We start from the raw sequence: 13,651 nt of genomic DNA, 5'->3' as shown, positions 1-13,651 counted from the left end.
ACACAAAGCATTCGGGTCATTTTATCATTTGTGTGACAGTTTATTTGATGGATTTTACACCCTTGACATGTGCCGCTATCCTTGAAATATCGGTCACATTTACCGAACCGTCCTTGTTGATGTCAGCTAATGCGAACTTGTTTGCCGAAAGTGCTTTTCTGCCCTTTACATGAGCGGCAACAAGTGAGATATCGGTGACATTGATGGCGTTGTCGCCGTTTACATCGCCGAGTTTTCCGCCGCCTGTAACATTATAGGTGAACTCAGCCTCGCCCTTGTATTCGCCCATGCCGCAGATGATGCCTGTGTACTCGCCCGCATCTGTAGCGCTGTCGCCCTGTGCGATAAAGTAATCGTAATTCAGCACGAGCGTTTTGCCGTCAAGTGTGACTGTCGGCTCGATGAACTGTTCTTCGCCTGTGTAGCTGAGGTCTTTTACCTCGATCTTTGCGTTGGCGATACTCAGCCTTGTCATGGGGACAGCTTTCCAGAACAGCGCTTCACTGCCGCTGACGCTTGCCTTGTCAAAAGGCAGGTTGCCGTCGCTGTCGGTAACGAACTGGTCAATATACGCAAGACCTTCATTTGAAAGATCCATGTAGTCCTCATTGAAGCCGTACACATTGTAGATGCAGTCAGGCATAAGCCCGGTGAAATCGTCCTCAGCCACAGCTGATGTGTCAGCATTTTCTGACTGTGTTTCGCTCTCGATGGTTGGCAGTTGAGCATAGATGTCGTCTAGTTTGACGGGGGTGGGCTGTATATTATCCCAAAGCAGACCTTTTCTGTCATAGATGCCGCTGTATTTAGGATCACGTGAGCCATCACCAAAATTTCGCCCCCAAATGTATATTTCGTTATTGTTGTCAATATACATACCATTACTGTAAAGATTAGTCATTGTTTTTACGTTGCTTGCTATTTTGGTAGGTTTAAAATAATAATCTGATCGCTCTTCTGCGGGTATAGTTATTTCATCGCCATTTTTTAATGTAATTATGAGATCGTTATTTTCATTTGTTCGAGAAGACTTCATTTCAGGGTATTTATCGGAATAATTGTATAAATGATCATTTTTGCCGATTTTGTAAAGATCTCCGTTTTCAGCTAATATTAATGAATTATATGAGTAGGTACCAGCTGAACTTACTTCTTTTATTCCTTTCATGCGAATCTGATCTGAAAAATCAATAGTATTATCAAAATAATATTCATTATAAATGCCACGTGTATGGAGATCGCCGTTATTGGTGATATAATATGTACAGTATAATTGTATTTCAACATCTTTTACATCATCAGCTATCTTTGTTATATCAAAATAAGTTACATCGCCGTATGGTATTATTTGATGAGCGTAATTATGTCCCCACATATATAATTCGTCGTTTTCTGTTATACAAGCACCGACATAATTATGACAGAGAGAAACCGAACGAACATTTTTCATCATAAGATGATCATCGTATGTTTTAGAATTATCTCCAAATCCAAATTCACCTGATACATAAAGATCACCGTTTGTTTTTATATACGCATAATTATCAATATGAGTAAAACTATAGTTCAAACAAAAGTCTTTTACATTTGTAGCGATCAAGGTTGGTTTTTCGTAATAATACCTTTCACTATGATTACTACCCCAGATATACAAATTATTATCATTAGTAAGGAACATGAGTTCAAGATTCTGAACCTGAGCCTTTTTTATATTAGGTATGCTGTAGTAATTATAATCTGAATAATAAATCATATCAGATTCTTTATTTTCCGGAAGAATACCCCATATAAACAGCGTATCATTATCATCAATAAAACCCATAGAACCAGCAGGCGTACCGCCTTCAAGCAGTTTCATGCCGTTGCCTTTTTTGTAATCAAGCGTTTTCTTGGTTTTTGTGAGTTTAAGATTCTCAGGCGCAGATGAATCGCTGTCAGGCTTTGATGATGTATCATCAGGCTTGGAAGATGAACTGTCGGGCTTGGAAGATGACGAGTCATCGGGTTTGGAGGAAGATGGATCTTTACGTGTTTTGGAACGATCATATTTCATCTGAATAGTGCCGTGATAATAATCCAGAAATTCAAAATAATATGGCTTGAATACTGCATTATTCAATTTAGCGGTTATCACATAATTACCTTTAGGCAGCCACAGCGTTGCTTGTCCTTTTCCATCCAGATTGTAATTACGATAGATAGTTTCACCACTATTCTGATCTACTACATCTATTATAGCATTAGCAAGAGGATGTCCGACTTCTTTATTATAAAAGGTGAGAGTGCATTTGCTTTCATAATGTTTGCATCCGCCAAGACCATGATCTCCATAAGTCTTCGACCAATAGAATGACCATAGATAACGCTCCATTTTGAACAGAACATCGGTTATTTTATCCAAACCAACTATATCCATCTCAATTGTAGCTGTTCTTTCGAAATAGAGTTTCCCCGAAACACAATCTCCGCATTGATGCTTAGCATTTACCGAAGTATTATAGGTTTTAGTTATCACAAAATGCAGACCTGCACCGAGATCGGCAAGGACATAAGCAATATTGTCACTGAAAAGGGTTGCTTTTGGTGATATGATCATTCCGATGCTTGCATCAAGCACAGCAGAAAGATCAAAACCTGCTTCGGGAAGTCTGGTTTGGTCTGTGAACTCATTAGTATAGATATGGTATTCAACTGTTGGTGAAAAATCAATATACCCTTTTACAGTCACAGATGCTTTTCCTGAAAAATACAGTTTGGGGTCTATCTCAGCTGTGATACCAAACAATGTTGCAAGTGTTATACGGCTTATCGTATACTGATAGTAGCCCTCAAAATCCATAGTAAAAGCTAAATCCAGATCTAACGGAACAGATAACCTTACATAATCTATCAAGTCCATTTCATCTTTATAGATCTTAAAATCAAGACCAACATTGAATTTAAAATATCCTGTAAATCTGCTGTGTACATTCCAGCCGTCATTTTTTGATATATCAGGCTCAGACTCAATGAATTTGAATGTAAAATCGTGACTTGCAGAATAATCTTTATAAAGACCATTAAGTTCCTGAGTTTCAGTTTCGGGAATATCACTGAAATCATAGAGTTTGCCTGTGCCGTTATATTCATCGGGGATATCAGGCAGTTCTACATCAGCACCAAGAAATGTGATGCCATCATCTGCATAGCTGTCATCGATTGTCACAGTTGCATCACTTGAGTCAACATCTATCTTTATCACCTTGAAAACCTCATCGCCCTCGATGTCGCCTTCGGTGATGACTGCTGTATCGCCGTCAACGGTTATACTGCCGACTTTGGCGATAACTATGTTCTCGATGTCGCCTGCCGCGAAAATGTCGCCCGCTTTCAGGGCTTTGACACGGTCGCTGGCTCCGCTTATGGTGTGGGTGACGGGGGACTGCTCATCGCTGGCATCACTGCTGACTATCTCGCCGTCAGTTTCATCAAGGCGGGTGATGCCGTCTTTCAGCACGATGAAGTTGTTCGTCTTGTCTTCGTCGAGATTCAGCACGCTCTCGCTGTCGAAGTCATCTGTGGTAAGCGCCATAAAATCCTGAAATTTTTTGGTGTACAGTTCGCAGGTATAGGCTTCACCGAGAGGTCTGTAACTTATGCTGTCCACCATGAACACTTTCACCAGAAAATGCTCAGGCATAGTATCGATGTCGATGGTGACAGTTTCGCTTGAAGAACCTGTGACTATATCAGCCACACCCTTGCCGAGCATCACTGTGCCTTCATCATCAAAGATACCCACCACCATAGTACAGCTTTTTATAAAACTGTACTCAACAGTGACATTTTTGCCGTCAACGGCGACATTCTGAATGGTGAAGCCCATATCGTCGCTTTCTTCGGCATCGTTGATTTTTTGAACGAGCATATCACCGAGAGCATTTGTGCCCTCTATTGACACCTCGTTACCGTTGATGTTTTCAGCATTTACATCAGCTGAAACATCTGTTTCCGCAGCCGACGGTACTGCGCCCAGCATGGTAAACGCCATAGCAAAGCCCGTCAGTGCTGACAAGATCCTTTTGTACAAAAAAACCACTCCTTTATAAAACAGATAGTTTCTAAATTATAACATTTTCAGAACGAAAAGTCAATATAAATTAACGAACAGTACAAATATTAGGATAGCCGATACTGAGTGAAAAATCGGACTTGCATTTTCTGAGTTTGAACTTAGCCGCGTGTCCACTATAATTGAAATATAGTGCAAAAGTTTGCAGAATACAGCAATTTATTTGTGCAACAAACAATAAGAAAACCGCGCACCTGCGCGATAATACGCAAGTACGCGGTTTTATGTCAAGTGCGGGTGACAGGACTTGAACCTGCACACCGTTCGGCATTAGAACCTAAATCTAACGTGTCTGCCAATTTCACCACACCCGCATTTATATCAGGGACAACTCTTCCGACAGCACCGAGCCGTCAGCAGGCATGCCCATGTTTTCGTTGGCTGATATCTGTTTTGTCAGCGAAGTCTTCGCACTGCGGCTGACAGCATCTTTCAGCTGTAAATAAAGGCTCAGCGGGAACTCATGCCCCCACTCGTGACGGTATCCGCACAGCCCGAATTTTTCAAGCACTTCGCCCAGAACTTCTGCCACATCGCGCATAAGAGTTTCCTTATCAAGAGTAAGGCTCTCGCTCCTCTCCTGAACGGTGCGCGAATTGTCATAAGTCGTAACAGTCACACGTATGCGTGAATTTGAACCGAAGAAAGCCCACTTAGCCATCATGGGTTCAAGTTCAGCCCAGAAACTCTCTCTATGCTCGACCGCAGGGTGAATGCCCGCAACAGTCAGCACCGCCAGCATGAAGTCATCAATAAAATCCTCACCGCTGCCGTTATCGAAGAAGATCTCTCTTTCGTCATCGCGCAGAAAGCCCGATATACTGCCTTCGCTGATGTGACTTATCTCGAAACATCTATCACGCATAATATCACCGCCGATGTCTGTACAAAAAACACTGCCTAAAAAACAACGCCCTCAACCGAAGGTCGAGAGCGGTAAGTGAGCCATTGGAGATTCGAACTCCAGACCCTTTGATTAAAAGTCAAATGCTCTGCCAACTGAGCTAATGGCTCATCTGTTACAGTACATGTCCTGTAACAACTATATTATTATAGCATCTTTTTTTTTATTTGTCAAGGGGTTTTTGAAAAAAATATATCTGCCGCTGCAAATATGTACAGTGATATCATCAAAAGGCTCAAAAAAACGCCAACAAAGCTGATAATAATATCTCTGCGCCAAAGTCTGACTTCTTCTTTAAGTACAGGTATAGGGTCGCCTTCGACAAAGATCACTTTGCATTCTGTCACTTTGCTGTAGCGCTTGCCCTTGTGATGACAGGTGGACAGCACATATTTTTTTTCTGTATCGCCGTCGGGCGGAACAGCTGCGACATTGACAAAGAATTTGTCGCTGTTTTGTATGCCGAGTTTAGTGGCTTTGAAACCTGTGACCCTTGCGTGTACCGACCTGCCATTCCTGCGGAAGTCCCTGTAAATGGGCAGGGCATTCTTTAAATACCACAGGCTGACATACAACACAAAGCCGAATACCGCAACAGGTAAGAAAAATTCTTCGATAATACGCATAGTTTCACCTCATTTTCATTCAACTCTGAAAACATAGCATATCACATACGCCAGTGCAGTCAGCATAAGTACGCCGCCCGCAATAAGACCCGCGATGCCGTTAAAACTCAGCTGACCCACATCTTCGGGCAGAAGGGGAGCGCCGTTTTGCGGATAAGTCAGCCTGACATTCTTCACCCACCTGTATTTGAATGTGAAATGTCCGCTTGTCGTGATGATGTACCGCACTTTCTCAGCGCTGTCAGGCGGGACGCATACCACCGTTATATCCCGTTTTCGCTCGACAAAACGGCCGTACCCGTTACGATAACTCTTATATCCTATGACTTTGCCGCTGACATACACCGCTGTCTGTTTCAGTTCTTTTTTTGCCTTTCGTGAGATGACAGCACCGATAATGCCCGCCGCACCAAGCACAAAATATACCAGCGCAGGGAAGATCACTTCGTGAAGCATATCTGAAAAGTCCATAAGTAATCTCCTATAAAAAGATGGGGGCACCATAAATGACAGCCCCCACCAAAACATCTTTATATTAAACTCTTTCAGCCACCAGCGAGCCCATTTCCTTACAGCCGACCTGCTTCATGCCCTCAGACATGATGTCGCCTGTGCGGTAGCCCTCAGCCAATACCTGCTTAACTGCATTGTCGATGGCATCAGCTTCCTTGTCCATATCGAAAGAATATCTGAGCATCATCGAAGCCGACAGTATCGTAGCCAGCGGGTTAGCTTTGTCCTGACCTGCGATATCGGGGGCAGAACCGTGACTCGGCTCATACAGACCGAACTTTGTGTCGTTCAGCGAAGCAGAAGCCAGCATACCCAGCGAACCGCTTACCATAGCCGCCTCGTCCGAAAGAATATCACCGAACATGTTCTCGGTCAGTATAACATCGAACTGCTTGGGGTCACGCACCAGCTGCATAGCGCAGTTGTCCACCAGCATGTGCTCCAGTTCTACCTCAGGGTAGTCCTTAGCGACTTCGTTTACGACCTTTCTCCACAGTCTTGAAGAATCCAGCACGTTAGCCTTGTCAACGCTGGTCACCTTCTTGCGGCGCTTCATGGCGATGTCAAAGCCCTTTATGGCGATGCGTCTTATCTCGTCCTCGTTGTAGGAGAGGGTATCGACCGCAGTTTCAACACCGTCAACGACCTCAGTCTTTCTCGCGCCGAAGTACAGACCGCCTGTCAGTTCACGCATTATCATCATATCGAAGCCGCCCTCGATAATATCGCTTCTCAGCGGGCACGCGAATTTCAGTTCATCATAGAGGTTTGCGGGTCTGAGGTTTGCGAACAGCCCCAGTTCCTTGCGTATCTTCAGCAGACCTGCCTCAGGTCTGAGGTTCGGTGCCAGCTTGTACCAGGGAGAAGTTGAAGTATTGCCGCCGATAGCGCCCAGCAGTACAGCATCAGCCGCTTTTGCGGTGGCAACAGCCTCATCGGTCAGCGGAACGCCGCAGGCATCTATCGAGCAGCCGCCCATCAGTATATCTGTGTACTCAAAGCTGTGTCCGAACTTTTCAGCCACAGCGTCCAGCACTTTTATAGCCTCAGTAACTATCTCGGGACCGATGCCGTCGCCCTTGATAACGGTTATCTTCTTGTTCATTTCAATTAACTCCTTTAGCCTTTCGGCAGAAATTTTTCATACACTGGTATTATACCATTTTACATTCAACTTGTCAATCACCGCACAAAAAAACGCGCCGTCAGCCGACAGCGCGTTCATTTCATCAGTTATTCTTTTTTGTCGGGTGCTTTATCTTCGCATTCGGTAGGGAAGTCCTCGCCGTCACCGAACTCAGGCGGCTCATGCTCATCGAAGTTCTCGTCCTTACCTTGTTTCTTTATCTTATGATACTTTTCCCGCAGAGCGCTGCCTTTCTCACTGAGGTCGTTGAACTCGCTGTAGACCTTGTCTTCATTAGCGAGTGTACGTTCTTTGAGAATGCTGAAAGCCTCTTCGGTGTAGTCAGCGCAGTCGTCCCACAGCTTGTTTATCTCTTCGGTATGCTCGGTGGAGATGTCGTAATTCTCCATGATATATTTACCGAGATACAGCGTGGCTTTCTCGTTGCCGAAAACGTTCAGATGGTCGCCGTTGTAGTAATCGGTGCTTTCGTCTATGCCTATCTCGTCAGACATCGCTTCAAGGTTCAGGTACTTGTAGCCGCCGTCGGTTATCATCTTTTCAAGTTCGGCATCAGTTTCGGCTGATATCTTTGCCTTGTGCGGCTCACGTATGAACAGCACATTCTCAAGACCCAGTTCGCGGCAGTGGTCGATGGTCGCCTGCAAGTATTCTCTGCCGTAATCAGTCAGCTGAGGAGGCTTTTTGCGGTTGACCTTCTTCTTGGAATTGCATGAGGTGCGTGTGCCGAAGCTCTTCATCTTCGATACTTCGCCTTTGTAATTGAGGTACATACTGTACATTCTTGCCAGCTGTCCTTCGGGACGTTCCCAGTTTGAATGGTACTTGCTCAGTCTGACATAATAGTCGAACTGATCTTCCTTTGCGATGGTATCGTGAATAAGCTCTGCCCAGTTGGCATTTCTTTTCATGTTGTCGAGCCATCTGCGGTTATTTCCTTCGATGGCTATGTGTTTTTCGGTATAGAAGAAGCCGTTGACCTCAAACACCACCAGCTGAGGATCCTGCCGCGACAGAAACTCGTCCAGCATCGAATTGAAGAAGTGACCTGGCACGCCCTCCACCGCCAGATTGTAGCTGGTAAAGCCGAAATTGCGGTAAGCTATTGGCGGTGAGTAGTCGGCATACATCTCACTGCACCCTATCACAGCAACATCAAGCGAATTTTTGGGTTCGCGGTAAAAGTTCTTTATGTGTGCTTCTGCGGCACTGGTCGTCCTTATCAGCAGTGATTCGCAGATAAATGCGATGAGCACCATGACGATAAGCAGAGCCGTTATTTTCAGTATACGCTTTTTGTATATTCCTTTCATTATTTCTCCTTATCCCCTGTCTGCTAGAACTGCATGTAGTAGAAGTCCGCAGGGTCGGTACCCGGACCGTAAACGCCGAATATGACAACGCTGAAAAACAGCACGATGAATACCAGCGACTGCACGACAAAATTCTTTTTGCATATCTGCTCTCTCAGCGTGGTCTGCGAGCGTTCCTGCTTCAGCGAAACGATGAACAGCACCAGCATCGCAGCAAGCACCAGCGCTATCTCTCTCTTGCTGAGCAATATCGTCTTGTAGAATTCTCTTCCTGCCAGTTCGCTTATATGCAGGTCGGCAACAGACAGGTACATCATACTCATCGCTGACTTGAAGTTTGGTGCGATATCGAAATAATAACCCACCAGTACTATCAGGAAAGTGCGAAACATCTGAAACAGCGCGAAAGGCTTGCTGTTTTCCTTTATGTGCAGTTTGTTCTTCCAGCCTGTGAAATTATCTTCCAGCAGTGTCGAGATCATTATAATTCCGCCGTTCCACACACCGAAAGCCACGTATTTCCAGTTTGCGCCATGCCATATACCGACGACTATAAATGTTATCAGTGAAGCGATGCTGACAGGCACGACTTTTGATATCTTCATGCCGAACTTTGCTTTCAGCGCCTTGCCCATCTTCTGGAAAGGCTTTGACATAGCCACAGGGTAGAAGAGGTATTCCCTCAGCCAGCCGCCCAGTGTGATATGCCATCTGTGCCAGTATTCCGAGATATCTTTCGAGAAATAGGGACGTTTGAAGTTTTCAGCCATGTTTATGCCGAAAAGCTGTGCGATGCCGCGCGAGATGTCGATACCGCCCGAAAAGTCAGCATAAAGCTGTAAAGCATATATCAGTGCCGCCGAAAGTATGGCAGTGCCCGAATAGCTTTTGTGGTCGCCCGAAATGGTCGTGACAGTTGTTACCAGCCTGTCTGCAATGACCAGCTTTTTGAAAAAGCCCCATGTCACCAGCAGTACGCCCTGTTTGAAGTTCTCGAACCTGACATCTTCACCCGCGTACAGCTGATGTGCGAGGTCGCTGTAAAAAGCGATAGGTCCCTGTACTATCTGCGGGAAGAATGACACGAACAGCAGGAATTTGAAGAAATTCCGCTCTGCCGTGTATTTTTTTCTGTAAATGTCGATGATGTAACCCATCGACTGGAATGTATAAAATGATATGCCCAACGGCAGGAATAGTCCTAAATTAGGTACTTTTCCGCCAAAGTGCTTAAGCACCGAAGTAAGTGAATCTGCAAAGAAGTTGTAGTATTTCAGAAAGCATAGTATACCGAAATTGAACACCAGCACCGCCGCGCAGATACGTTTTTTGTTCCGCGTTACCTTATCCTTGTAGGCGCTTTTTTCTTCCTTGCTCCACTTGCCTTTCTGCGATTTGATGTAAGCATCGCTGTCGGTTATGTATTTTTCCAGCTTTATGCCGCCGAAGTAAGTGGTCGCGGCAGTGAGTATGATAAAGCCGATGTACTTCAGGCAGACTATGGCGTAAAAGCCCATACTTGCCGCCAGCAGTACCCACCATCGGTACTTTTTCGGTGTCACGCCGTATACCAGCAGACATACCGCCGCATATAAGAGGTAATTCAGTGAAGTATATGTCAAGTCTGTTACCTCCGCTGTGGTGTATTGAGTGGATATGTTTCGGTCAGTTCACGCACAAGCTGTAAGCCCTCAGCCTTGCTGTAAAGGGCGACTTTCGGCATAGCCCGCGACAGGAAAGCCGATATGCCCTCAGCCACCGAGTAAGCGCCGCACTTGTCAAACGCCAGTATATCACCGCGTTTGAGTTCAGGCAGTGTGACCTTGCGCACCAGAATGTCAGCAGTTGTGCAAAGACTTCCGCAGAGGCAGTAGTCAGAGGTATTTTCACCGTCTGTGCCGTTCACCAAAGATATCGGCGGCACTTTCATCGCCATGTTCTGTCCGTAGTAGTTAAGGTGGTTTATGCCGCCGTCACAGATGACATAGTTTATGTCATTAGTGGTCTTTATATCCATCACTTTTGTCAGATAACTGCCGCACTGCGCCGCGAAAAACCTGCCCATCTCAACGGTCAGCGGGTATTTCTCGGCAAATGCCTTTACGACCTCAGCCGCCTCAGCCAGCAGTGCAAGGTCGCTGTCTTCGGTGAAGTCCTTATAGTACTCAACGCCAAGACCTGTGCCGTACTCGATGTGCTGTGCCTTGAAACCGTACCCGCTTTCAAGTTCCTGACAGAACTCGTCCAGCAGTTCAAGTTCTTTAGCGATGGTCTTTACCTTAGTTTTCTGCGTTCCTGTGAAGTAATGCAGACCGATGATGTCAACGCCCGCAAACTGTTCTCTGTGCGCGATGATATCGGTGAGGTCAGCCTTATCCATACCGAACTGACTGCCGTGTGCCAGCCTGAGTATCAGCTTTACCCTGCCGCCGTTTTTTACAGCACAGTTGTTTATCAGACGCACATGCAGTCTGCTTTCAGCAGTAAATATCGCCACGCCGTCAGCATAAGCCCGCGCCACATCTTCCTCAGTCTTGTTCACGCCCGAAAAAATTATCTTATCAAGCGGTGCACCGATTTTTTCGCAGATGCTCAGTTCACCCGGCGAACAGACCTCTATGTATCTGAACACTTCGGGCAGTGCCGCCAGCAGGAAAGGGTTCGCTTTTATGGAATAGCAAAGCCCGACCCTCTCACCGAAAGCCGCACTGACATCAGCCGCACGCTTTGCGAAAACATCAGTATCGAACAGATAACAGGGCGTGCCGAATTTCTCGGCAGCACTGCTGTGCCTGATGTTATCAGCGGCATTGCCATGTGACATTGGCAAGGGGGACAGCCCGCTCTTTGTATTAATGTCCATTATTTAGTCCTCGTCCTGCAATTTCTCGATGAGAGCCATCATGCCCTCGATACTGTTGAAGTTGTCAGGCACAAGACTGCCTACCTCTATCTCTATATCGAACTGGTCGTTCAGCGCTGTTACCAGCGAAACGATGTCGAATGAATCCAGCACACCATCGGTGATAAGCTGTTTTTCGTTCTCAAAATCCACATCGGGTCTGATCTCTTCCAGTACTTCCATAAGCTGTTCTTTCATTTTGATTTCCTCCTGTAATTTTACCATTTTATCTATTTATATATTTTTTACTGCGTCCTGCCCGAAGACTTTTCAGCCCTGACTTACTGTCGCTGAAAGCCGTATCACAGGTGACTGCGCAGTTTATTTCATCATATCTTTCAAAGCCTGCATGTTCACCTTGCCGTTTGGCAGATGGGGAAGTTCTTCCAGCTGTATCAGCTTTCTCGGCACCATGAAGCCCGGCAGTATACCGCGAAAATGCACTGCCGCTTCCTTTACGGAAGCCGTACCGGTGTAGAAGAGCCATATCAGTTCTTTCTCCTTCTGGTACATCGCACAGCTGTCTTTGATGCTGTCAAGGCGCATCGCGGCACTCTCTATCTCCGAAAGTTCGACCCTGTGTCCCAGATGCTTTATCTGCCTGTCTTTGCGCCCCTTGAACAGCATCACGCCGTCCTCGCGCAGTACACCGTAGTCGCCCGTTTTGTAGATAAGTTCACCGAAAGCCTTGTTCAGCGGGTTCTGTATGAACGACTTGTCAGTCAGTTCCTTGTTGTTATAGTAGCCCAGCGCCAGTATGGGACCTGCCACGCATATCTCGCCCTGTTCACCGACGGGTACTTCCTTGTCGTTATCGTCAAGCAGGAACACCCTGTAATTGCGGTAAGGCTTGCCTATCGGCAATGTGTCGCCCTCATCGACGATGCCCTCTACCTCGTGATAGGTGCATGAAGCAGTACACTCGGTAGGACCGTACTGGTTTACGAATTTCGTATCAGGCAGAGCCTCCTGCCATGCCTTAAGCGCACTGCAAGGCATCACCGAACCTGAGAAGCAGACTTTTTTCAGATATTCGGGCTTGCTCTCAGCAAACGCTTTCAGCTTCACCGCTATGGTGAATACCGAAACGCTCCAGCCCACAGCGGTTATCTTCTGCTCGTTCATCACCCTGAAAAGTTCCGCAGGCATCATAAAGCACTGCTTTGGTATGATGAACATGCTCGCACCCGTGAAGATGGGTATGTAGATATCGCGCACCGCCGCGATGTAGTCAAGCGGCGACTGATTGCCCAGCCTGTCATTCTCGTCTATGCCCATTACTTCGATATAGGCGCTTATATAGCACATCAGCGACATCATCGAGGTTATTACACCCTTCGGCTTGCCTGTCGAACCTGATGTGAATATCGTGTAAAGCGGGTCATCTGCGCACGCTGACCTTGCGCGCGCATCAAGTGCGCAGCGGTCGATATCGTGGGCGAAAAGGTCATCTGTCAGAAGTATCTCGCCCTCAAACCCCAGTTCTTTCGCAGTCTTCATGCCCTCGCTGTCAGCCAGCAGTATCTTCGGCTGAAGCACTGACAGGATATCTTTCAGCCTTGCAGTCGGCTGAGTACAGTCCATCGGGGCATAAAAACAGCCCGCATACACTACGCCTAAAAAGACCACAGGTGTCAGAACGTTTCTGCCTGTCATTATGGCAACGGGACTGCGGGGAGGTATCATTTCTGACAGTGCACTGCCCAGCCTTTTAGCCTTTTCTTCAACTTCTGCGAATGTCAGGCTGTTTTCGCTGTCAGCGTAAGCGGTCTTGCCGCCGAATTTGTCTGCTGTCTTTTCAAGCAGACGAAGTACACTTATCTCCATTTCTGTTCGCTCTCCTGTAAAATACTCTACAATATACAAATATACCTTATCTTATATTATTTTAACACTTTGATGTTTTTTCGTCAATATGAATACTCAACAATAAGAATATGACTGTTAGGAATAATGTTATGATAAATGCGTATTTTTGGACTTTTTGTGAACTTACAGCCCGACTTTCTAACAGAAAATGGCATATAATCGGCATGCAAAAAGAAGATGGAATATGTAAATTATTTCATACCAATGTTAGCTGAGGTCAAAAATGTTAATAAAGACTAAACTTTTGTAAAGCCCCTTGCAAATCG

10 protein-coding genes and 2 tRNA genes are annotated in these 13,651 nt (G+C 45.9%); all 12 read right to left on the bottom strand.

Annotated elements, in window-relative coordinates; genetic code table 11:
• Nucleotides 1–40 precede the first annotated feature (40 nt).
• Nucleotides 41–4,069, bottom strand: a complete 4,029-nt coding sequence (locus tag CUS_RS20410) for a dockerin type I domain-containing protein (protein WP_002850341.1) — start codon at nucleotides 4,067–4,069, stop codon at nucleotides 41–43.
• A 274-nt stretch (nucleotides 4,070–4,343) separates the two neighbouring features.
• Nucleotides 4,344–4,425 (bottom strand) — tRNA-Leu (locus tag CUS_RS10250).
• Nucleotides 4,426–4,427: 2 nt separating this feature from the next.
• On the bottom strand, nucleotides 4,428–4,976 hold the full coding sequence (locus CUS_RS10245; RefSeq protein ID WP_002850330.1) for a hypothetical protein: 549 nt from the start codon (nucleotides 4,974–4,976) through the stop codon (nucleotides 4,428–4,430).
• A 76-nt stretch (nucleotides 4,977–5,052) separates the two neighbouring features.
• Nucleotides 5,053–5,125: transfer RNA gene (locus CUS_RS10240), tRNA-Lys, on the bottom strand.
• A gap of 60 nt (nucleotides 5,126–5,185) precedes the next feature.
• Nucleotides 5,186–5,641, bottom strand: coding sequence for a hypothetical protein (locus CUS_RS10235; RefSeq protein WP_002850317.1), 456 nt, complete (start codon nucleotides 5,639–5,641; stop codon nucleotides 5,186–5,188).
• A gap of 15 nt (nucleotides 5,642–5,656) precedes the next feature.
• On the bottom strand, nucleotides 5,657–6,112 hold the full coding sequence (locus tag CUS_RS10230; RefSeq protein WP_002850300.1) for a hypothetical protein: 456 nt from the start codon (nucleotides 6,110–6,112) through the stop codon (nucleotides 5,657–5,659).
• 64 nt (nucleotides 6,113–6,176) lie between these two features.
• Nucleotides 6,177–7,259, bottom strand: coding sequence for a 3-isopropylmalate dehydrogenase (leuB, locus tag CUS_RS10225; RefSeq protein ID WP_002850351.1), 1,083 nt, complete (start codon nucleotides 7,257–7,259; stop codon nucleotides 6,177–6,179).
• A gap of 128 nt (nucleotides 7,260–7,387) precedes the next feature.
• Nucleotides 7,388–8,614 carry a hypothetical protein gene (locus CUS_RS10220; RefSeq protein WP_002850321.1) on the bottom strand — a complete coding sequence of 409 codons (1,227 nt, stop codon included), beginning with the start codon at nucleotides 8,612–8,614 and terminating at the stop codon, nucleotides 7,388–7,390.
• A 23-nt stretch (nucleotides 8,615–8,637) separates the two neighbouring features.
• The gene (locus CUS_RS10215) at nucleotides 8,638–10,236 is read right to left on the bottom strand and encodes an MBOAT family O-acyltransferase (protein WP_002850348.1); all 1,599 of its coding nucleotides are present in this window, start codon (nucleotides 10,234–10,236) and stop codon (nucleotides 8,638–8,640) included.
• Nucleotides 10,237–10,241: 5 nt separating this feature from the next.
• Nucleotides 10,242–11,477, bottom strand: a complete 1,236-nt coding sequence (locus CUS_RS10210; RefSeq protein WP_002850355.1) for a diaminopimelate decarboxylase family protein — start codon at nucleotides 11,475–11,477, stop codon at nucleotides 10,242–10,244.
• A 3-nt stretch (nucleotides 11,478–11,480) separates the two neighbouring features.
• On the bottom strand, nucleotides 11,481–11,714 hold the full coding sequence (locus CUS_RS10205; RefSeq protein WP_002850308.1) for a phosphopantetheine-binding protein: 234 nt from the start codon (nucleotides 11,712–11,714) through the stop codon (nucleotides 11,481–11,483).
• 123 nt (nucleotides 11,715–11,837) lie between these two features.
• Complete coding sequence (locus CUS_RS10200) at nucleotides 11,838–13,343, bottom strand: amino acid adenylation domain-containing protein (protein ID WP_002850349.1); 1,506 nt, start codon at nucleotides 13,341–13,343, stop codon at nucleotides 11,838–11,840.
• Nucleotides 13,344–13,651 lie beyond the last annotated feature (308 nt).

This window comes from Hominimerdicola alba 8, assembly GCF_000178155.2.
In the GTDB taxonomy this organism is placed as follows: domain Bacteria; phylum Bacillota; class Clostridia; order Oscillospirales; family Ruminococcaceae; genus Hominimerdicola; species Hominimerdicola alba_C.
Note: the sequence above shows the minus strand (reverse complement) of the source record. Positions and strands in the feature narration are given on the sequence as shown.

What these genes read in the sequence shown, in the direction of transcription:
- CUS_RS10210 (WP_002850355.1), bottom strand. Translation starts at nt 11,477, where the DNA reads ATGGACATTAATACAAAGAGCGGGCTGTCCCCCTTGCCAATGTCACAT.
- CUS_RS10230 (WP_002850300.1), bottom strand. Translation starts at nt 6,112, where the DNA reads ATGGACTTTTCAGATATGCTTCACGAAGTGATCTTCCCTGCGCTGGTA.
- CUS_RS10235 (WP_002850317.1), bottom strand. Translation starts at nt 5,641, where the DNA reads ATGCGTATTATCGAAGAATTTTTCTTACCTGTTGCGGTATTCGGCTTT.
- leuB (WP_002850351.1), bottom strand. Translation starts at nt 7,259, where the DNA reads ATGAACAAGAAGATAACCGTTATCAAGGGCGACGGCATCGGTCCCGAG.
- CUS_RS10220 (WP_002850321.1), bottom strand. Translation starts at nt 8,614, where the DNA reads ATGAAAGGAATATACAAAAAGCGTATACTGAAAATAACGGCTCTGCTT.
- CUS_RS10200 (WP_002850349.1), bottom strand. Translation starts at nt 13,343, where the DNA reads ATGGAGATAAGTGTACTTCGTCTGCTTGAAAAGACAGCAGACAAATTC.
- CUS_RS10245 (WP_002850330.1), bottom strand. Translation starts at nt 4,976, where the DNA reads ATGCGTGATAGATGTTTCGAGATAAGTCACATCAGCGAAGGCAGTATA.
- CUS_RS10205 (WP_002850308.1), bottom strand. Translation starts at nt 11,714, where the DNA reads ATGAAAGAACAGCTTATGGAAGTACTGGAAGAGATCAGACCCGATGTG.